At 34.8% G+C, this 20,948-nt stretch carries 17 protein-coding genes and 1 rRNA gene; 14 read left to right on the forward strand and 4 right to left on the reverse strand.

Annotated elements, in window-relative coordinates; all coding sequences use genetic code 11:
* Together rrf and VRU49_RS05930 are read left to right on the forward strand one after the other, a co-directional pair.
* A 5S ribosomal RNA gene (gene rrf, locus VRU49_RS05925) occupies positions 1-89 on the forward strand; the annotation flags it as partial.
* A gap of 1,214 nt (positions 90-1,303) precedes the next feature.
* Entirely contained in the window at positions 1,304-2,917 is a 1,614-nt protein-coding gene (locus tag VRU49_RS05930) for an HNH endonuclease (RefSeq protein ID WP_330145881.1), read from the forward strand.
* A 281-nt stretch (positions 2,918-3,198) separates the two neighbouring features.
* On the opposite strand, the gene VRU49_RS05935 is transcribed toward VRU49_RS05930, so the two are convergent.
* The 4 genes from VRU49_RS05935 to VRU49_RS05950 are packed head-to-tail and all read right to left on the reverse strand — an operon-like array spanning position 3,199 to position 7,159.
* Positions 3,199-4,359 (reverse strand): ABC transporter permease, encoded by a 1,161-nt coding sequence (locus tag VRU49_RS05935; RefSeq protein WP_330145882.1) that lies wholly within the window; start codon positions 4,357-4,359, stop codon positions 3,199-3,201.
* A 7-nt stretch (positions 4,360-4,366) separates the two neighbouring features.
* A complete protein-coding gene (locus tag VRU49_RS05940; protein WP_330145883.1) occupies positions 4,367-5,323 on the reverse strand; it encodes an HlyD family secretion protein in 957 nt (318 codons plus the stop codon).
* A 13-nt stretch (positions 5,324-5,336) separates the two neighbouring features.
* On the reverse strand, positions 5,337-6,719 hold the full coding sequence (locus VRU49_RS05945) for a TolC family protein (RefSeq protein WP_330145884.1): 1,383 nt from the start codon (positions 6,717-6,719) through the stop codon (positions 5,337-5,339).
* Positions 6,716-7,159: a MarR family winged helix-turn-helix transcriptional regulator gene (locus VRU49_RS05950; protein WP_330145885.1), complete on the reverse strand. Its 444-nt coding sequence runs from the start codon at positions 7,157-7,159 to the stop codon at positions 6,716-6,718. Before VRU49_RS05950 ends, VRU49_RS05945 begins: the two co-directional genes overlap by 4 nt.
* Before the next feature lie 549 nt (positions 7,160-7,708).
* On the opposite strand from VRU49_RS05950, the gene VRU49_RS05955 reads away from it, so the two are divergent.
* The 12 genes from VRU49_RS05955 (at position 7,709) to VRU49_RS06010 (ending at position 19,876) form a co-directional block, all read left to right on the forward strand.
* The gene (locus tag VRU49_RS05955; RefSeq protein ID WP_330146916.1) at positions 7,709-7,972 is read left to right on the forward strand and encodes a type II toxin-antitoxin system RelE/ParE family toxin; all 264 of its coding nucleotides are present in this window, start codon (positions 7,709-7,711) and stop codon (positions 7,970-7,972) included.
* The gene (locus VRU49_RS05960) at positions 7,935-8,261 is read left to right on the forward strand and encodes a helix-turn-helix domain-containing protein (RefSeq protein ID WP_330145886.1); all 327 of its coding nucleotides are present in this window, start codon (positions 7,935-7,937) and stop codon (positions 8,259-8,261) included. The genes VRU49_RS05955 and VRU49_RS05960 overlap by 38 nt, the downstream gene beginning before the upstream one ends.
* 76 nt (positions 8,262-8,337) lie before the next feature.
* The gene (locus VRU49_RS05965; protein ID WP_330145887.1) at positions 8,338-8,991 is read left to right on the forward strand and encodes a DUF4287 domain-containing protein; all 654 of its coding nucleotides are present in this window, start codon (positions 8,338-8,340) and stop codon (positions 8,989-8,991) included.
* A 13-nt stretch (positions 8,992-9,004) separates the two neighbouring features.
* Positions 9,005-9,442 carry a DUF1801 domain-containing protein gene (locus VRU49_RS05970; protein ID WP_330145888.1) on the forward strand — a complete coding sequence of 146 codons (438 nt, stop codon included), beginning with the start codon at positions 9,005-9,007 and terminating at the stop codon, positions 9,440-9,442.
* Positions 9,443-9,709: 267 nt separating this feature from the next.
* Positions 9,710-10,162, forward strand: coding sequence for a DinB family protein (locus tag VRU49_RS05975; RefSeq protein ID WP_330145889.1), 453 nt, complete (start codon positions 9,710-9,712; stop codon positions 10,160-10,162).
* Between the two features lie 141 nt (positions 10,163-10,303).
* Positions 10,304-11,575, forward strand: a complete 1,272-nt coding sequence (locus VRU49_RS05980; RefSeq protein WP_330145890.1) for an Nramp family divalent metal transporter — start codon at positions 10,304-10,306, stop codon at positions 11,573-11,575.
* Positions 11,576-11,668: 93 nt separating this feature from the next.
* Positions 11,669-12,394, forward strand: a complete 726-nt coding sequence (locus VRU49_RS05985; RefSeq protein WP_330145891.1) for a VIT1/CCC1 transporter family protein — start codon at positions 11,669-11,671, stop codon at positions 12,392-12,394.
* 17 nt (positions 12,395-12,411) lie between these two features.
* On the forward strand, positions 12,412-12,906 hold the full coding sequence (locus VRU49_RS05990) for a hypothetical protein (protein ID WP_330145892.1): 495 nt from the start codon (positions 12,412-12,414) through the stop codon (positions 12,904-12,906).
* Positions 12,907-13,169: 263 nt separating this feature from the next.
* Positions 13,170-14,927, forward strand: a complete 1,758-nt coding sequence (locus VRU49_RS05995) for a S8 family peptidase (RefSeq protein WP_330145893.1) — start codon at positions 13,170-13,172, stop codon at positions 14,925-14,927.
* Between the two features lie 133 nt (positions 14,928-15,060).
* Entirely contained in the window at positions 15,061-15,957 is an 897-nt protein-coding gene (locus VRU49_RS06000) for a DMT family transporter (RefSeq protein ID WP_330145894.1), read from the forward strand.
* Between the two features lie 173 nt (positions 15,958-16,130).
* On the forward strand, positions 16,131-16,973 hold the full coding sequence (locus tag VRU49_RS06005) for a hypothetical protein (RefSeq protein ID WP_330145895.1): 843 nt from the start codon (positions 16,131-16,133) through the stop codon (positions 16,971-16,973).
* An 11-nt stretch (positions 16,974-16,984) separates the two neighbouring features.
* The gene (locus VRU49_RS06010; RefSeq protein ID WP_330145896.1) at positions 16,985-19,876 is read left to right on the forward strand and encodes a TonB-dependent receptor; all 2,892 of its coding nucleotides are present in this window, start codon (positions 16,985-16,987) and stop codon (positions 19,874-19,876) included.
* Positions 19,877-20,948 lie beyond the last annotated feature (1,072 nt).

A 20,948-nucleotide genomic window follows, 5' to 3' on the forward strand; every position in this document is an offset into this window, starting at 1 on the left:
CCACCTCTTCCCATTCCGAACAGAGAAGTTAAGCCCGCCAGAGCCGATGGTACTGCAGTAACATGTGGGAGAGTAGGTCGGTGCCAAATTTTATAAAGCCTTACAACGAATGTTGTGAGGCTTTTTTGTTTTTGAACAGTTTATTCCCGCAATAGCCGATGGTACTGTCCCGAAGCCTCGGGATGGGAGAGTAGGTCGGTGCCAAATTTTATAAAGCCTTACAACGAATGTTGTGAGGCTTTTTTGTTTATGGGAGTTTTAAGTCCGGGAGTCCGGGAGTCCGGAAGTCGGGAAGTCCGAAAGACGGCAAGTCTGAGAGGCTGGCTGTCGAGAATTATTACAGAAGTCATTTTGTTTATTACAGGGTACTGTATAAATAGTCTTTAGTAAAAAGTATCTAACTACTGACTACTAATTACTGACTACCATCTACTTATTATGGTACTGTCCCGAAGCCTCGGGATGGGAGAGTAGGTCGGTGCCAAATTTTACTAAAAGCTTTACAACTAACGTTGTGAGGCTTTTTTTTGTAAGAGTTTTTTAGTCCGAGAGACGGGAAGTCCGATTTTCCTGAATTCCAATAATTATTCAAATTTTAACCCTTGAATTGTCATTCTAGAGGCCAAGTTTAGCCATTGAAGCCTGCCTATCGTCAGGCAGTTTTCTGGTTTGCGGTTTCCCGCAGTTTTCTTATTTTCTTAATTTTTAATTTTAATTTATCAATTTGTTTGATGGATTGTGTAAGAATAGTAGGCTTTTTGGTGCTTTTTTTTGTCTCTTTTATGATTGATTTAATTATTACGGTGCACAATCAAAGGACAAAAAAGAAGAAATAAACTAAGATAGAATGTAAAGGTTATTATGGAATTAACAAAATTAATTAATTAGGATTTATTAATCGAAATATAATTCTTTAATTTTTTTATAATTCTCCCTAATAAATGAAAATTAATTATCTTGGGATAATTAATAGTTAATATAAGTATAATATTATTAATATTATGTAAATTTTTAAACTACGCACATATACAGATTAACGAAACTTGTTTCGCTAATCCTATTGTTGTTAGCAATCCGCTGCGCTCCTTGCTAACAATGGCTCGGCGACTTACGTCGCTTGCCGTAAGCCGCCGCTTCGCGGACTGCTTACAACAAGCGACTTGGCTAAATAGCTCCGCTTTTGTATCTTCGATACAGCTTCGCTACTTCGCCAAGTCGCCGAGCCATTATAGGGCATTTTAAAAATGACAGTGCAAACCAAAAACGACCTGACAGACAATAATTAAAAACTTAAAAATAAAATATGGCTTCAAAGTATCTTAACTCGCTTTCCGAAAAGGAATATGAAGATTTAACTCTTAAACTACTTAACATTCAAAATCACAAATGTTTTATTTGCGGAGAAGCAATAGACCTAAAGTTACATTCAACAAATATTGACCACATTACTCCTTTAGCAAACAAGGGAAAGGATAGTGAAGAAAATTTTGCAACGACCCACGAAAGTTGTAACAAGTCAAAACAAGACGCTGACCTTAAAATTGCAAGAATTCTTCACAAACTGAAGAAAATACAAGAAGAAACTTTGACAAGTGAAAACAAATCTGCGTCTCTAAAACAAGTTTTAAAGCATTATAACGGGTCAAAGTTTGACTTCAAATACACGACTGACGGGAACAAACTAAAATATAGTTTCTCAGACATTGGAGACAATACAATTTATGAAACAGAAATCCATACAGACCATTTATCAAACGAACAAACTTGTTTCATTGCCTTACCACTTGAATACGTTTACCACGATGAACTTATTAATCCAAGGGGAATTAACAGTAGTATCAGCAAACTCGTAAAAGAGTTTGAAAAGAAAAACCCTCAATTACATTTAAGTTTAGGTCGCATTGAAGAAAACAAAATCAAAATTTTTGATGGACAACATAAAGCCGTTGCACAAATACTTTTAGGAACTAAATCCCTATTACTTCGCATTTTCATTTCTCCCGACATTGACAGGTTAACAGAAACAAACACTAATGCGGGAAGTGTTTTAAGCCAAATTGCATTTGACAAATCCGTAATGCGTCAACTTAATAACACCCTTTATTATGAACGAATTAAGAAATATCAAGAAGACCATAATTTAAAATCTGACGACTTTTCATTTTCCGAGCAAAAATTGGTTGAATATTTTAAAGGTGATAATGCCAACATTAAAAAATACATTATTGACAGCATCAAACATTCAATTACAGAAGCAAACGAAAATAAACTCAAAGATTATATTGACAGAGAAGGTAAGGCAAAAGAAGTTCCTATTTCTTACAGTGCATTTGACAAATCATTCTTGACAATTTTCATTGACAGTAAAAAGCTACTTTCTACTCCAATTAACTTCAAATCTGACGAAGGACTAAATCCACGTGAACTTGAAATAAGTCAGACAATTACTCTTTTAAACATAATTGCGGAAGAAATTTACATAAACAAATTCCTTCCTGAAATTGGTGTTGCAAAAATTGAAAACAAAGTAATTGCAGGCAAAGACAACGACATAACTGACGACCATTTAATCGCATTTCGTATGAGTAAGGAAGAAATTATGTTCAATTGGCTTGGCTATGTTAAAGATGTTATCATTAATTACTTCAGCAACACAGGAAGAAAGTTCAACAACAACTCCTTGTTTCAGCAAAAATTTGATGACCAACTTTGGACAAACATTAGAAACTTTGTAATCAATCTAAAAATGTTACCACTATGGAAAGACAGAGCAATGGCAAACACAACATTTTCGGGTAAGAAAAATTACGATTATTGGAAGACAATTTTCGAGACAGGAAAAAGTTCAGACAATGTTCCAGTATTAGCAAAACCAATCAATTATGTAGAAATGATTAAATCACCACAAGCTGACTAAATTGGAACAAAGAATAGTGGACGGACAAAGAAAAACGCCCTATAACAGGCGTTTGGCTCAATGGCGGGTGACGTGGTTAATTGAACATTATACCTCGCATCAACTTTTGTGGTGTATTGACAGTTTTGTGCTCCGAAATCCGCCACTGCGCCAAGCGCCAAAACGTTAGTGGCAATGGCAGAACAACCGTACCCCTGAAATTAAACGGCTGAAAAATAACAACCTGACACAGAAAAAAATAATAAAAATCTACCACACAGGATTTTTTTGCAGTACAAAATTCAACCTTGTTTCAATACCTTTCTCTTTTTAAAATACAAAGCCACATAAGACAAAACCGCACAAACAAGTCCAATCCAAATCATAGCCCAAACAGCACCCGAACATTGGGACAACGTTCCTTCTTCTATAAGCAAAATTCTGAATGCCTGTAAGAAATGTGTAAGCGGAATCACGTTTGCAACAGCCACAACCCAATCGGGCATTTGTGAAAGCGGCCACGTAAATCCGCTCAAAATAAAGCTCGGAGTGGCGATAACCATTAATATTTCGGTTGCTTTGAGCTGACTCGGAATCAATATGCTTACCAATATCCCGATAAAACATACCGACAACACGAAAATTCCCGCTACAAAGGTCAAAGCACCCAGATTTTCATAAAACGGAATCCTGAACCAAAACGTAAACAGATAATACAAAATCCAAATACCGAAGCTCATTATCAGATACGGAATTATCTTAACTGCCATTATTTTAAGTAGGGATTTGTTTTCCGAAACCAATGTTCTGAAAGTTCCGTTTTCATATTCCGAAGCAAAGGACAAAGCCAAGCCTAACAGCAAAACCTGTTGTAAAACCGTTGCCAAAATGCCAGGCCACAAAAAGTACATATAGTTCGTGCTTCGGTTGTATTTTTTGATAAAGGTGGTTTTGAACGGCTCATATTGCGACATAGCCACACTTTCGGGCATTCCTTGTTTTTTAAGAGCTTCAATCTGAACTCCCGCTTTGAATGTTCCCAAACAAACCTGAATGGCTGTCGAAGCATAATTGGCAGTCAAAACATTCGAAGTATTCACAATCGTAAGCACTTCGGGATATTTTTTGGTCATTACCTGTTTCTCAAAATCTTTCGGAATAATCACAACCGCAGGAATATTATCGTTTTCCGCTACGATTTTAGCTAAATCGTTCTGGTCGTACCGGATAAAAGCCACGTTCAGAACCTCATTATCCTGCATCATTTCAATAGCTTTTCGGCTCATCTGACTTTGGTCTTCATCAACCACCACAACAGGCAAATCCGTAACTTTTCCTTTCTGATAAACAAAACCTAAAAGTATTCCGTACATAATCGGAGCCCCGATAAAAAGCAACCGAAGCACACTGTTATCCCAAAACAAACGGAATTCCCTTTTTATAAGTGAAAAAAAGTTTTTCATTTGATTTTTATTTTAACAGTTCTAAAGTAACCGTAGTTTTCGTAAACAAATCTTTGGCCTGACTGATATCAATCGGACTGATTTTTATCTCAAAAAGACTCTCCTGAATTTCGTAATCGGGATAAGCCGTTGCAATATTTGCATAAGCTCCCAAAGCCTTAACCGAAGTTATTTTTCCCTTAACCTGACTTTTGTTATAGTCCACATTAACCATTACTTCCTGTCCTTTCTGAACCTTTGAAAGCCGGCTTTCGGGAATCGTAAAACGGAAATAAGTCGATTCCGAAATCGTTCCGCTAATCAAGGTATAACCGGGAAGTGCCAGCTCCCCTGCTTTAAGCGTAATGGACTCTACCGTCATATCCTGAGGAGCAATGATATACCGCTCGGAATCCGCAACCGAAACTTCCTGTAAAGCTCCCAAAGCCCTTTCCTGCTGTCCCAATGCCATTTTTTGCTGTTCGATTCTTGCTCCGTATTTCACGTCCGAAATTTCAGCCTGAACAGCCAGATACTGCGATTGAGCCCCCTGATATTTAGCGAAAGCCTCATCATACATCTGTTGGGAAACCAACGAATCTTTAAGCATATTTGACAATCGGTTAATGGATTTTTGAGCCAGTTCGTACTGTTCTTTGAGTGCTTTTTGTTTGGCTTCTAGCTGTTTGAGCTGATTATCCGTAGCTCCTTTCAAAGTCATATCATATTGGGCTTTTGCCGACTGAACAGCACCCTCTGCCTGACTTTTTTTGGCATCGACTTCGGGAATGTCCAAAATAGCAAGCGTATCGCCTTTTCTCACAAAATCTCCTTCCTGAATACGGATTTCAATGATTTTTCCCGGAATTTTCGATACGATTCCGATTTGCTCTCGTTCGATTTTTCCCTGAATAACCTCGGTTTTCGGCTTACCGCAACCGATAACGGAAATCACTACAACTAATAATAAATATATCTTTTTCATTACTTTTGATAATTTAGTTTAAAATGGTTTTGGTTAATTCTCCTGTTACGGAAAGTGCTTCTAAAGCGGACAGCCTTTGCTCTACTAAAATCTGAATTTTATTGGTTGATGCTTTAAACAAATCGTTTTCTGCTTCCAATCTTTCGGAAATGTTGATAAGCCCTTCCTGATATTGCCTTACAGCTATATTCAGATTGTTTGAAGCCACTTTTTCCTGCTCCAGACCGATTTGGTATTTCTGATTCTGAATCCTGTAATTCGCCAGGTTATTTTCCAAAAGCAAAGCAAATTTCTCCTTGGTATCGTCTAATTGATTTTGCACCTGTTCCGCATTTATCTTGGCTTCGTGGATTTTGTGCTTACGTTCAAATCCGCTGAAAATCTCCCACTTCATCGAAAGTCCTACCATCCAATTCGGACTCATCGTAAATTCGTTCATTCTTCCGTATAGTCGGGAATTGACCATTGGAATTTCAGGTGTAATCATCGTAGCGTCAAAAAGGCTCGTATAAGTAACACCTCCAAATGCTCCCAAAACAGGAAGATAACTCCCTTTTTCTTTCTTAATCATATAATCCGATGCTTTTTTGAATGATTCCAAAGCTTTTAGCTCCTGTTTATTTTCAACCGATAAATCTTCCGAAATCACATAAGGAACAAGTAAATATTCTACTTCTTTGATTTGGTTTTCGGAATATCCCGTGAGGTAATTTATTTTTTGGTAAAGGACTTTTCGTTTTCCTTCCATTTCTATCTTTTTGGATTGTAATTCGAGATTTGCCAATTTGATTTTGTCCCTGTCATACGGAATGGCAAGTCCTTCTTCGATAGCCCTTTCTACTCTTTTGGCTTCGGTAGCCAATCGTTTTTCGCTGTCAATCAGCAATTTTTCGACTTCGTTCAACAAGTGTACTTGGTCAAAGGAATGAATCACTTCTTTAATTAAACTTTCTTTTTCAGCCTCGGAAAGATAAGTCGTTCCGATTCGTTTTTGCTCCAAAGCCTTTGCTCCGTTTTCAATCTGAAAACCACTAAACAAAACCGTTTTTGCCATCAGGCTACCCATCAATAAGTTTCCGTAACTGTCAAACGATTGCTTTCCGTCAAAAACCGGCTGATTGATAACCGGAATGTTTCCTGTCGGTAAATCGAGCGTTATTTTCGTATCGAAATACATATAATTTGCCGAACCCTCTACTTTCGGAATGTATTTGTTCCAAACGCTTTTCTTTTCCGTATTGATTTTTTCCACTTCCAAATCTTTGTTTCGGATAGATGCGTTTTTGTCGATTGCTTCCTGAATTGCTTCCTGCAAAGACGAACTCACATCAATTTGAGCCTTTCCTTCAAAAGCCAAAAAACAGAAAAGTATAGGTAGTAATTTTTTAATTTTCATTTTACCTCTAAATTTTGATTTATTTTATGGAACACTTCTTTTACTGTCAATATATTTTCCACACTGATTCCTTTAATAGATTCTTCTACGGTAGCATTGACAAGATTCATAACTTTTTCCTGTATTTGCTTCCCTTTTTTTGTCAGAAAAATCAAATTAGACCTTCTGTCGTTTACATCGGGTTTTCGCTTGACCAAACCGTCTTTTTCCATATTGTCAATCAAACGGGTTACGCTTGGTCTGTCCCGAAAGCTCTTATCTGCCAAATACTGTTGCGAGCAACCGTCATTTTCCCACAAAACAGCCAAAATAGACCATTGTTCCTTGGTTAATTCTACTCCGTTCTGTCTGAAATTCTTATTCAAAACACGATTAAATGCCTGTGGTGTTCTACCCGTAAGCAGATTGTAAAAATCCTGATATTCTAAAATTGATTGCATAAACAATTATTGTTATGACAACAAAAGTAAAAAATATTTTTATACTGAAAATATTTTTTGAAAAAATTAACATTTCGAGAAAATGCAAAAGTTTTTTAATCTTTTGATTTATAGATAAATGTATCAAACAAAGAGTAAACAAAAAGCTACAGCCACTAACAAGGATTTTGCAAGAGAGCGGGTTAAGTGCTAAATTCAACTTTTGTGCTTCTATTCCGCAAAAACCATTTTTTATTTGCTTGAAAAGTGTAAATTAGCAAATAAAAAAATGGTTTTGCTACGTTGGTGCTAAATTGAAAGTTTGTGCTTTCTAATCCTCTCACTCGCAAAGCCCCGAACCGTTAGTGGCAACCGTCTATAGTCTACCAACGTTTTATTAGTTTTGAATATTTCCTTTTTAGAAAACTTTGCTTTATCTTTTCATTAGAGAGTTTTTGAATGAAGAAAAATTTTGATGTCGAGCTTTTGGAAGAAGCCCAGGTATTTTTAGAAAATCTTTGAGAAAAGGAACGCATCAAGATTTTTTACAATATCCGAAAAGAACAATACATAAATGACAATGAGCTCTTCAAGAAATTAAACGATAACATATGGGAGTTTAGGACGTTGTACAATTCTAAAGCATACCGACTCTTCGCTTTTTGGGATAGATCTAAAAAGTATGACACAGTAGTGATTTCTACCCATGGAATACTGAAGAAGACACAAAAAACTCCAACAAAGGAAATTGAGAAAGCGGAAAATATCAGACTAGAATATTTAAAAAACAAAGGTGATGAAAATAGTAAACAAAATGAAAACGGTAAGTCTTGATGAAATGATTGACAAGCATGTCGGAAAGATTGGTTCTGTTGAAAGAGACGCTTTTGAATATGAATTAAGTATTGATTTGATTGGTCACGCAATTAAGCAAGCTAGAAAGGAACGTAACTTGACTCAAGAAGAATTAGGTAAGTTGGTTGATGTTCAAAAAGCGCAAATCTCAAAAATTGAAAACAGTATTAAAAACGCTCGACTTGATACGATCATGAAAATATTTAAGGCTTTAGGTGCTAATGTAAATTTCAATGTAGAACTTGATCATAAAAATTTAGCATATTAAGTTGGGTAGCCACTAACACGGGTATTGCTTAAGGCGGACTGGAGTGCAAAATTCAACATTAGTTTTTTAATAAAACTTGAGAAATACTATTGGCTTTTGTGATACTATTTCTCTCCCGAATGCATTGCCGCAAAACGTTGGGTGGTATTTTAGAACGACCGTGCATAAACAAAAACATATGGACAAAGCAACACAAACAATGATTGACAACCTGCACAAGAACACAGGTAAAACGCTAGAACAATGGATTGAAATTGTAACAAAAGAACATTTTTCAAAACATGGCGAAATAATAAAATTTCTAAAAGAAAAACACGAATTTACGCATGGATTTGCTAATCTTGTGGCACACAAAGCCAAAAATTCTGATGCAGGCTCTGCTGAAAATACTGAAGATTTAATAGTTGCACAATATCAAGGAAAAGAACACCTCAAACCGATTTATGACAAACTTATATCCGAAATTTCAACTTTTGGAAACGATATTGAAATTGCACCGAAAAACACCTATGTGAGTTTGCGAAGAAAAAAACAATTTGCCATTTTAAATCCTGTAACCAAAACACGTTTTGAAATTGGTATTAATCTAAAAGGACAAGAACCAACTAAAAAATTAGAAGCCGAAAAACCCAACTCAATGTGTTCGCATAAAATAAAAATTATGGATATTAATGAAATTGATAGAGAAATATTGAACTGGATAAAGATGGCTTACGAAAAAGCGGGGTAAAAACAAACGAAAAATGGCAAAAACCAAAACAACATATTCAATGGCTGATGTTTACGAATTTATAAATTCGTTCGCAAACACAGAACAAAAGAAAACAGATAGCTTTGAACTCATAAAACTACTGAAAGAATTAACTGGTGAAGAACCCAGAATGTGGGGATCCACTATTATTGGTTTTGGCAATTATCATTACAAATACAAAAGTGGTCACGAAGGAGATGCACCTATTCTCGCTTTTTCCCCACGAAAACCAGCTATTACGCTTTACATTTTTTCAAACACCAAAAAAAGCCAAATTTTACTAACAAATCTGGGAAAATATAAAATGAGTAAAGCCTGTATTTATATCAATAAACTGTCAGATATTAACATTTCAGTATTAAAAGAAATTTGCAAAGAATCAATCAATTATCTTAATGAACATTACGAATGCTCATGTAGAATTGTGTAGTTTGATCTGTTTTAAACAATAGTCAATACATTGACTCTAAGTGAATACCCATGAAACCAAATTTTATCTACTTTTTTATAGTTCCTAATACCCTTCATACTATCAAATGATTGTATCATTATAATGCGGCCTATCAAAATTACACTTACAATTCTTATTCCCCCATTTCATCTCTTACTTGTCTTTCTTCTTAGTCTTTTCTTTCCCAATTCACTTTTGTAATATTTTAGTTTTATCTTTCTTAATCAATTAATTAGTAAGCTAATTATGAAAACTAAAACTAATTTACTGCTTGATCTTTGGTTGGAATCTAGGACTAGATTCACGAACCAAATAAACACAATTACCGAATTGGATTTGCCTAAAAAATTAGGGGATTCACCCAATTCTGTTGGGTTTTTAATTAGGCATATCGGGGATGTTGAACTTTTATTTGCGAAAAATGTGTTTGGAGATCCAACGGTTAAAGTGACTGCTAAGACGGTGATCGATAAATATGATACAGGCGAATGGACCAACTTAATTGAGCTTAAGGAATATGTGTTAAATTCTTTTGCTAAATTAAAATCTATCGTCGAATTGCAGAAAGATGAAGATTGGGAATCAATTATATCTACTAAAGAGTTTGGAGAAAAAAGTAAAGCCGAAGCTTTTGGTCGTATTATTTCTCATACTGCTTATCATGCCGGACAAATGGCTTTGATTATTAAATACGGTTAGTATTAAAGAAAGATTCTTATAGCTTTAATTCACATATCATTAGCTTGTTTTTGATTTAATTATAAGTATAATTGTAAGATAACTTTTAGGTTAATATAGTTTATTATAGCAAAGCAGGCATACACTATAAGATTATTTTTAATGGGCAAAACAAAAAAATCATCCAATAAATTAGTTCGCTTCTGGAGAATTCTTGGTCCAGGTTTAATTACTGGTGCAAGTGATGATGATCCATCAGGTATCGCTACTTATTCTCAAGCAGGTGCCCAATATGGACTTTCTACCTTGTGGACTGCCTTAATTACTTTTCCATTAATGGCTACAATTCAAGAAATGTGCGCCAGGATAGGTTTAGTTACTAGTCAGGGTTTAACAGGGACACTAAGAACAAATTATCCAAAGCCAGTTTTATATTTAATGGTGTTGTTTAGTTTTCCGGCTATCATAATGAATATCGGTGCAAACATAGCCGGAATGGGGGCTGTAAGTAATCTGTTAGTTCCCTCAATAAACGCCAATTATTTTAGTGTAGCATTTACCATTATTTTATTGGTTTTAATCATTTTACTTCCTTATAGAAAGCTAGCTTCGATTTTAAAATATTTATGTTTAGTTCTTTTGGTGTATTTAGTGGTTCCGTTTCTAACCAAACAAGATTGGTGGGCAGTTATTAAAGGTACTTTCATTCCAACGATTACTTTCGATAAAGATTTTATAAGTATGTTGGTCGCTATTCTAGGTACTACCATTTCTCCATATCTTTTCTTTTGGCAGGCAACAATGGAAGTTGAGCATATGAAGCAAAAGAAGAAACATATCATTATAGATAAAAAGGTGATCAATACAATGGAAAAGGATGTTAATTCTGGAATGCTCTTTTCTAACATAATTATGTTTTTCCTTATACTCACTGCTGGAACAGTATTGTATAATGGAGGGATTCATCAAATAGACACAGTAGAACAAGCGGCGACGGCTTTAAAACCATTAGCAGGAAATTTTGCTTATTTACTTTTTGCTATCGGTGTAATTGGTACTGGTTTTTTGTCTATTCCTGTTTTATGCGGATCATTATCTTATATTTTGGCCGAAACATTTGGTTGGAAACAAGGATTGGATAAGAAATTTCACCAAGCGAAAGCCTTTTATGGTGTTATCATTGTAAGTTTAATATTAGGATTATTGTTAAACTACATTGGATTATCGCCCATAAAGGCATTAATTTATTCGGCTATTTTATATGGATTAACGGCCCCAATTTTAATCGCTATAATACTTCATATTGCCAATAATAAAAAAGTGATGGGCGAATTTACAAATGGTAAAAGATCTAATATTTTAGGTTTTACAACGCTTATCATAATGACAGTTGCTGCAGTAATTTTATTGTATATGCAATTTGTGGGTGACTAAATTTTTTAAAAGTAAAGTTCTGATAACCAAATATTTTTGTTTTATATTTATGTAAGGTGTTTATTTATAAAATAATTTTTAATTTTTACCTCTATGGCTAATAAAACTGATATTTCTAAAATTACGATCGATAATTATTTAGATAGCCATTATATCCATCGTAGTAATTGGTTGAGAGCAGCAGTTTTGGGCGCCAATGATGGAATTATTTCTATTTCGAGTTTAGCCATAGGAGTTGCAGCTGCAAGTACGACAAGAGAACCCATATTATTGGCTACAGTAGCCGGATTAGTGGCTGGTGCCTTATCTATGGCAGCAGGAGAATATGTTTCAGTAAGTTCACAAACCGATACAGAAAAATCTGATATAGAGCGCGAGATTAAAGAGCTCCAAGAAATGCCAAATGAAGAGTTAAATATTTTAGCTCAAATTTATGAGCGAAGAGGTTTGAAAAAGGAGACTGCTATGCAAGTGGCTATCGAATTAACAGAGAGTGATGCGCTGGGAACTCATATTAGAGATGAATTGGGGATCAATGAGATTAGTCAGGCTCACCCCATACAAGCAGCTATGGCTTCTGGTACTGCATTTACGGTTGGAGGAGTACTTCCATTGTTAGTTATTTTATTTGCCCCAATTAAGGGTATGGAATATTGGCTTTATGGTTCAACTTTATTCTTTTTAATTATTTTAGGTATTGTAGCTGCAAAAACTGGAGGATCAAATATTCCAAAAGCAATTTTGAGAATATCTATTTGGGGAACCATTGCTATGGGATTATCGGCTTTAGTAGGCTATATTTTCGGTGTAAGCGTATAATTTAAAAATCATACATTATGAATGGAGCACATTGGCACCTCGTGGTAAATCATTTACCCATTATTTTCCCAATTATTGGTGTAATCATTATGATTACTGGATTAATTTCTAAATCTGAAGCTGTTAAACGAACGGCTTTTATGATGTTTATTATTGGAGCTTTAGCCGCAATTGCTGCGATGAATACAGGCGAGGATGCAGAACATGTGGTCGAAAATATAAGCGGTATTACCAAGAATTACATCGAAACACATGAAGAATCTGCGGAAGTTTTTTCTATACTTTCGTACATTTTAGGTGGTATTTCTTTAATAGGATTATGGGCTAGTTATAAGCAAAAATTTTTTTCAGCGTGGATAACCATCATTTCCCTGATTTTTGCAGGTGTTGTTTTGTTTTATGCTAAAGATACAGGCACTACTGGTGGTGAAATTAGACATACAGAAATTAGAGAAAATGGTAATATTCCTCCTTCTAATAACGAAAATAAATCTTACGAAGATCGCGATTAAGAGGGAATGGTTTCGTGATTTCTGCTTGATTCAACAACCGCATACGTTCCAGAATTAAGGTTTATGGATATCAATCAAATATCTGCAGAAACTAAATTTCATTTAATTGAAATTAAATAAGAATATAGCTAATTATGGTTTAAAGGCTCTTTTTAAAGGGCCTTTTTTTGTTTGCATCAAGATGTTAAAAATTGCTAAAAAGAAGGCTCTCTTCATCATATTTATGTATTTTTAAAATATTATTCACCAATAGGTTTAAAATTATGAAGTTTAAAAATATATTTCTTTACTTACTATTTTCGCTCTATTCATTAACAGTTGTTGCGCAGGATAAGGATGTAAAACTACCCCCAAATTGGTATAATTTAGATTTAAAGCAAGATGGATATTTTGGAGTTAGTACCGAACGCGCTTATAAAGAATTACTTTCAAAAAAGCAACCTAAACAAAAGGTTGTAGTAGCCGTAATTGATAGTGGAACAGATATTAAACACGAAGATTTAAAAGATGTTTTATGGGTAAATAAAAAGGAAATTCCAGGAAATGGAATAGATGATGATAAAAATGGATATGTTGACGATATTCATGGATGGAATTTTTTAGGGTCTTCTAAAGGAAATCTTACCCACGATAATCTTGAAATGGTTAGAATTATTAGAGCCTATAGAGATAAATATATTTCAACTTTGCCTTCCACAAAATTGGATTCTGCTGAAAAGTTAGAATATGCATTATATTTAAAAGCAAATGAAGCTTTTGGAAAGGAATATGATGATGCGTCCTCTACTATGCAGTTCCTAGATTATATTAAGGAGTTTTTAAATCAAATTGCCTTAAAAAACAGTAAATCTGAGGCTTCTTATAGTGATATTGAAAAATATAAAGCCGAAACAGATTTGGAAAGTCAACTTTTAAATATCATTAAAAAGGAATCTAAAAATGAAGCAGGATTCGAAAAGTTTAGTAAAGAAATGAAAAAAGGCTATACTCAATATAAAGATATGTTGACATATAACCTTAATCCGACCTTCGATGAACGACAAAAATGGGTTGGCGATAATTACGAAGATTCTTCTGAACGTTTTTACGGAAATAATGATGTTACCGGTCCAGATGCTGAACATGGGACGCATGTAAGTGGAATAATTGGGGCAAATAGAAAAAACAAAATTGGAATTAATGGTATTGCTGATCATGTAGAAATAATGACGATTAGAGCAGTGCCTAATGGCGATGAGCGCGATAAAGATGTGGCAAATGCTATAAGATATGCGGTAGATAATGGTGCTAAAATTATAAACATGAGTTTTGGTAAGGATTTTAAATGGGATAAAAAGGTTGTAGATGAGGCTGTGAAATATGCTGAACAAAAGCATGTTTTATTAGTACATGCTGCAGGAAATGATAATGTGAATACAGATTTTGCTGATAATTTCCCGAATAAATATTATGAAACACCAGAGAGTAAAGCATATCATAATAAGTTATTATTGAAGAAATTAGATCGTGTTGCTACACCTCCATCTATAAATAATATTCCTACACAAGTAAATAAGTCTAAAACCGAAGAGGGTAATAAAGGCCCAGATTTAACAAGATTTAGTTTCCCCTCTGCGAGAAACTGGATAGAAGTTGGAGCGAGTGCTTATAAATTGGGGCCAGATTTAAAGGCTAATTTTTCTAATTATGGCAAAAACATGGTCGATATTTTTGCGCCTGGATTTATGATCAATTCAACCACCCCTGGTTCTAATTATGAAGAGTTTGATGGTACTTCTATGGCTGCTCCTGTGGTTTCTGGTGTTGCTGCTGTATTACTTACTTATCATCCAGAATTGAAACCTAAAGATATTAGAGATATATTAATGAAATCATCAATTAAAGTAGAAGAAAAAGTAAAGCATGTGAATGAAAAAGGAGAGTCTTTACGTGTTAATTTTAATGAACTTTCGGTGAGCGGTGGTATTGTTAATTTATACGAAGCATTAAAAATGGCTGAATCTTATAAGTCTAAAAATTAGACAAGAATTTTATTCTGTAAAAAAGGATTTTAGGGAACTAAAATCCTTTTTTTATTAACATTACTTATTATTCCTATCAAAAGAATAATATTCTAATTCTTTGTGGTTTTTAACCTTAATTTCGTGCTAAATTATGGGCGATAAAGTTAAGGGATTTCTATTTGCTGTTTTAGCAGCAATATTATGGGGTGTTTCTGGATCATTAGGTCAATTTCTTTTTCAAGAAAAGGCTATTAATGTTGAATGGTTAATTACAGTAAGAATGCTGATTACTGGTGTTTTATTATTGTTTTTGGCATTAATTGGAAAAAACAAGGATGTATGGAGATTATGGTCGAACAGAAAGCATGCTGTTCAATTGTTGTTTTTTTCTATAGCGGGTACTTTATCTGTTCAGTATACTTATTTCGCAGCAATTAAAGAGTCGAATGCAGCTACTGCTACGGTTTTACAATATATTGCTCCAGTTTTAATAGCCATTTATTTAGCCATTAAGACCAAAAAGTTGCCCAATAATTATACATTGATTTCTGTTTTTTTAGCTTCAATAGGCACATTTTTATTGGTTACACATGGTGATATCAATAATTTATCAATATCAAAATTCGCCTTGTTCCTCGGATTAATTTCAGCTGTTTCATTAGCATTTTATACGCTTTATCCCATCCAACTTTTAAAAGTTTATTCCTCTTCTGTAATAATTGGTTGGAGTATGTTGATTGGTGGTTTCGGTTTTAGCTTTGTTAAAGCACCTTGGGACTATGAAGGGATTTTTGATTACCAAAGTTGGTTGAGTATCGGTTTTATTATCCTATTCGCCACGCTTTTGGCTTTTTATGTTTTTTCTATCGCTATTAAATTAATTGGTGGACAAAAGACAAGTCTTATTACAACCATAGAGCCTTTATCGGCTACCCTATTAGCCGTTTTTTGGTTAAATACACCTTATGTGCTGGTAGATTGGATTGGGACTTGTTGTATTCTTATGACATTGCTTTTGTTGGGTTTATCTAAATCAGAAAATACGTAACTTCATAAAAGGATTAAATTATTAATCCCCGCAAATGTTAAAGTTTTGTTAAAGATTTTGTTAACTACGACAATCTTCGTAGGTTAGTTTACGAAATTATTCGTATATTAATGAATATTTCTTATCCGTTTGATTTCGCAATAATAATATAACCAAATTTAAAAATAACTCTTATGAAGAATTTATTGTTTTTATTAAGCTCAATTTTCGTAACCACTGCAGTTGCGCAAAAGTTACCCGATTTACAAGTTAAGGAGATAAAGGTGCCAACTACTATTAAAATAGATGGAGATGATAAAGATTGGGGGAGCGAATATGGTGCATTTAATAAGAAACTGGATGTTTACTATACCTTATCAAATGACAGTAAGAATTTATATCTGGTAATGAAATCTAGATCAGACGGAAAGGATATTAATAAAATTATCACAGCTGGTTTTGCATTAACCATAAATACTAAGAATGAGAAAAAAGTAGAGGACGGTTTTAGTGTTTCTTATCCAATTCAATCGACAAATGCGATAAGAAGTGCGGCAACTCAAGTAAGAACAATCGTTGTATCAGGTAGCCCAACTTCCTCAGGTTCGTTTAGGGTAGAAGGGATGGATTCAATTTTAAATGCGAGTAGAAATAAACAATTAGAAGCAGCTAAAGAAATTAAAGTAAAAGGGTTTTCTGCTATTCAGGATTCTGTAATTTCAGTTTATAATGAACATAATATTTTGGTTGGTGCTAAGATAAATGCAGCAAATGAATATGTTTATGAGTTAGCTATACCATTAAATTTATTAGGACTTAATGCAGCACAAAGTAAGGAGATTGCTTATCAGTTGCGCACAAATCCTATTGTTAGGATTAATCCTGAAGTTTTTAATAACACCACTGTTACTATTAATGGAAATAGCATTAAAGCGAGCGATATAATTTCAGCATTACCTTCAGGAGGTATGGGTGGGTTTAATGATAGCTTAATTCCAAATGAAGTTTGGGGTAAATATAAATTGATTCAGTATTAAACTTCTCAAAAATGAAATCTGAATTAAAATTTAAAGGTTTTGTATTGATAATTTCAATACTCATGATTAGCGCAATTAAGCTAAATGCTCAAACCACTCCTACTACACCTCCGCCTTTATTAGAGAGAGAAATCAGCGGTGTTGTAAAAGATGCTAAAGGAAATGCAATTCCAGGAGCTAATTTAAAACTAACTTCATCTTCAGATACAGTAACAACCCGAACTAACGACAATGGCTTTTTTGTATTTAAAAAAATAAAATCGGCTTCCTATACATTAGAGGTAAAAAGTTTGGGTCATAATATTCATGTAGGAAAATATTTGCAAAACGATGCTATTCCAAGAATTGTAATGAACCCAATTATACTTGCAGAATTCTCAAATGAGATTGAGGCCGTGGTTTTTGATGGTACTCCATCTATTACGTATAAAGTTGACACTATAGAATATAAAGCCAAAGATTATGTGGTTAGGGAAAATGCCAGGGTAGATGAATTGATTAAAAAAATGGAAGATTTTGAGGTCGATAAGGATGGAAATGTAAAACACCAAGGAGAGGATGTGAAGAAGGCAAAAATAAATGGGAAAACGTATTTAGGCGGAAAAGTTAATGAAGCGGTTCAAAATTTACCTGCCGAAATTGTAGATAAAATTCAAGTTGTAGATGATTATGGAGATGAAGCAGCAAGAACAGGGATTAAATCGGGGGATCCTGAAAAAATATTAAATATTGTAACTAAGACCGAAAAATCGGTTGGGAATACATTAAATCTATCGGGGGCTGCCGGCAATAATGAAAGATATGAATCGTCTTTATTTGCAACCAGAATTAATGGAAACCAAACAGTTGGCTTAAACGGAAGATTTAACAATACGGTTACTGGTGTAGGGAATAGTAGTGGTGGCGGAGGCGGTGGTTTTTCATTTGGCGGAGGCGGTGGAATAGCTATCAGTGATATTATTTCTGGATTGGGTGGTGCTGGAGTGGTAGTAAATGGCGGTGGCTCTCCCTCACAAGGTGGAAGCGGTGGGGCTAGTGGAGGTACTGCCTCATCAACTAATTTATCTTTTTCATTAAGAGATAAGGCGTCGAAGAAAATAGATTATAATTTGAACTATTCATTAGGGACTAATAAAAGTAATACAACCAACATTAGTGAAAGTCAGAATTTTAGTTCCTTGGGAACAACCTTTGCGAAAAACAATAATTTGTCTCAGAATTCGGGGCAGAATCATAGCTTAAATAGTGAATTTGAATTCAATTTTAATAAAAAGAATTATTTAAGAATTCAGCCCAACTTTACTATCTCAAATTCTGATGGATCATCTGCGAATACTGTATTTCAGACAGGATTAATTCATCAAGACCAAAAGTCTAATAATTTAAATCTTTCTAAATCGCCAAGTTTTGGACTAAGTACATTTTATCAGCATATTTTTAATAAACCAAGGAGAAATATTTCTGGAAACTTTAGTTTAAGTGCTGGCAATAGAACAAATGAGACCCAAAATGAGGCCAATATAATTTATTATGTTGATGATAGTGATGTTGTAGCTAAGGATTCATTAGTGAATAGAATAGTTGAACGATCTAATAAAAATTTCAGCTTAAGATCTAGTATTTCATATGTTGAACCACTAACAAACAATACTCAACTCGAAGTTAATGGTCAGTTAAATAGAAATAACTATGATACTGATGCAACTACGAGTAATATATTAAATGATCAGAGACGTTTTGAAATAGATTCTTTAAGTAATATTTTTAATTATTCATTTACTCAAGCTCGTCTATCTGTAAATTATAGATATGGTATGAGTAATACCAGTAGGGTGAAATTTTCGTTGGGATTAGCGGCTGTGCCTACCTTATTGTCTGGTACAAAAGCAAGTGCAGGTACGAGTACCAGCAGAACCGGGTTTAATTTAATTCCAATTGCTCGTTTTCAATACTCGTGGTCATCTCAAAAAAGCATTCAATTAAATTATAATGGTAATGCTTCAGAGCCAAGCTTTGATCAAATTCAGCCGGTTAGGGATGTTTCGAACGTTCAAAACCCGGTGGTAGGTAATCCAGATTTAAAGGCTTCGTTTAGGCATTCGGTTAATTTAAACTTCAACAATTACATCAATAGATCTAAATTCAACTATTCATTTAGATTGGGTACAACCATTACTGAAAATTCTATTTCTAGAAATATAGTTCAGATTGCTGATGAATACAATAGTTTTAAAAATGAAACTAGATACGTGAATTTAAATGGTGCTTATGGAGTAAATGGGGGTTATTCATTTTCTAAATCATTCTCGAACAGAAAAATCAGCATTAGCTATAGTGGAAATGCAAATTATAACCATAGTTTATCGATGAGTAATAATTTAATTAACACCAACGATCGCTGGAATTTATCGCAAAGATTAGGTCCGAGATTTTCGCCTAGTGAGTGGTTCGAAATTAACCCAGCTTTATCTTATAACTATACTACTTCTGAAAATTCTTTACCTACGTCTAACGACAGTAAAACAAAAAACCTCGCGTTGAACTTAGATGGTAGAGTAATAATTAAAAAATCATGGATTTTTAATTACGATTTAAGCAAGAATTTTGTGAGCGGTGTAAATGCCAATGTTACCAATAATCCGTTTATTATTAACATGTCGCTAAACAAGGAAGTTTGGAATAGAAGAGGTACCATTAGCTTCCAAGCATATGATATTTTAAACCAAAACAACTTTGTTAATAGAAGTGTAACAGACCAAAGTATTGTAGATACTAAATCGAACACCATGAGTAGATATTTTATGGTTAGATTAGGTTTAAGATTACAAAAATGGTCGGGTGCAAGAAATAGAACCAACGGACCAATCGTAAGAATGGGAGATGGAAGTTTTATTAGAAATTAATATTTTTAAATAATCAAGGCAATATGTATGTAAAAACGCTCGTCGATAGGCTTATCGACGAGCGTTTTTTTTAATAATTTTTAGTAGGGGATAGCGAAGGACCCCATGAGTCGTTATCCTTTAACAATATGCAGTGGAGCAACCTCCCAAATCGTTCTCCTGTAGCGGAAAGCCTCCCGACCCGTCCTCCTGTAGCGAAATGAAATGCAGCGATAGGATCTTATAGACTAGTTCATCAGATCCTATCGACCACCTTTCGCTGCGCTCTAGGTTGAGCCTCCATGAGGACAGATCGGGGTTAATCCTGAAATGAAAAGAAGTGAAGCCCTCATGATTCGTCCTGCTGTAGCGGAAAGCCTCCCGACCCGTCCTCCTGGAGCGAAATGCAATGCAGCGATAGGATCTTATAGACTAGTTCATCAGATCCTATCGGCCAACTTTCGCTGCGCTCTAGGTTGAGCCTCCAGAATGACAGATCGGGGTTAATCCTGAAATGAAAAGAAGTGAAGGCCCTCATGATTCGTCCTACTGTAGCGGAAAGCCTCCCGAATCGTCTTCCTGGAGCGAAATGCAATGCAGCGATAGGATCTCATGGATTAGTTCATCAGATCCTATCGGCCACCTTTCGCTGCGCTCCAGGTTGAGCCTCCAGGATGACAGATCGGGGTTAATCCTGAAATGAAAAGAAGTGAAGGCCCTCATGATTCGTCCTACTGTAGCGGAAAACCTCCCGACCCGTCCTCCTGTAGCGAAATGCAATGCAGCGATAGGATCTCATAGACTAGTTCATCAGATCCTATCGGCCACCTTTCGCTGCGCTCTAGGTTGGGCCTCCAGAATGACAGATCGGGGTTAATCCTGAAAAGGAATAAAATAAAGTGAAGGCCTCCATGACTCGTCCGCCAACCGGCGGATATGAATCCTGCGCTCCTAAAACTTTTTAAATAAAAAAATCCCTCAAGTAATTAAACAAAAGGGATGATTTTTAGTAGCGGGGAGCAGAATCGAACTGCAGTCCGCCAGCTGGCGGATATGAATCCTGCGCTCATGTCTTAAATTTACAATATTAATG

Origin of the sequence: Pedobacter flavus, assembly GCF_036324285.1 — a bacterium.
Lineage (GTDB): Bacteria > Bacteroidota > Bacteroidia > Sphingobacteriales > Sphingobacteriaceae > Pedobacter > Pedobacter flavus.

Coding starts and splice junctions, on each gene's coding strand:
- VRU49_RS05945 (WP_330145884.1), bottom strand. CDS start 6,719: ATGAAAATTAAAAAATTACTACCTATACTTTTCTGTTTTTTGGCTTTT.
- VRU49_RS05950 (WP_330145885.1), bottom strand. CDS start 7,159: ATGCAATCAATTTTAGAATATCAGGATTTTTACAATCTGCTTACGGGT.
- VRU49_RS05940 (WP_330145883.1), bottom strand. CDS start 5,323: ATGAAAAAGATATATTTATTATTAGTTGTAGTGATTTCCGTTATCGGT.
- VRU49_RS06000 (WP_330145894.1), top strand. CDS start 15,061: ATGGGCGATAAAGTTAAGGGATTTCTATTTGCTGTTTTAGCAGCAATA.
- VRU49_RS06005 (WP_330145895.1), top strand. CDS start 16,131: ATGAAGAATTTATTGTTTTTATTAAGCTCAATTTTCGTAACCACTGCA.
- VRU49_RS05990 (WP_330145892.1), top strand. CDS start 12,412: ATGAATGGAGCACATTGGCACCTCGTGGTAAATCATTTACCCATTATT.
- VRU49_RS05985 (WP_330145891.1), top strand. CDS start 11,669: ATGGCTAATAAAACTGATATTTCTAAAATTACGATCGATAATTATTTA.
- VRU49_RS06010 (WP_330145896.1), top strand. CDS start 16,985: ATGAAATCTGAATTAAAATTTAAAGGTTTTGTATTGATAATTTCAATA.
- VRU49_RS05970 (WP_330145888.1), top strand. CDS start 9,005: ATGGCAAAAACCAAAACAACATATTCAATGGCTGATGTTTACGAATTT.
- VRU49_RS05930 (WP_330145881.1), top strand. CDS start 1,304: ATGGCTTCAAAGTATCTTAACTCGCTTTCCGAAAAGGAATATGAAGAT.
- VRU49_RS05935 (WP_330145882.1), bottom strand. CDS start 4,359: ATGAAAAACTTTTTTTCACTTATAAAAAGGGAATTCCGTTTGTTTTGG.
- VRU49_RS05980 (WP_330145890.1), top strand. CDS start 10,304: ATGGGCAAAACAAAAAAATCATCCAATAAATTAGTTCGCTTCTGGAGA.
- VRU49_RS05975 (WP_330145889.1), top strand. CDS start 9,710: ATGAAAACTAAAACTAATTTACTGCTTGATCTTTGGTTGGAATCTAGG.
- VRU49_RS05995 (WP_330145893.1), top strand. CDS start 13,170: ATGAAGTTTAAAAATATATTTCTTTACTTACTATTTTCGCTCTATTCA.
- VRU49_RS05960 (WP_330145886.1), top strand. CDS start 7,935: ATGAAAATAGTAAACAAAATGAAAACGGTAAGTCTTGATGAAATGATT.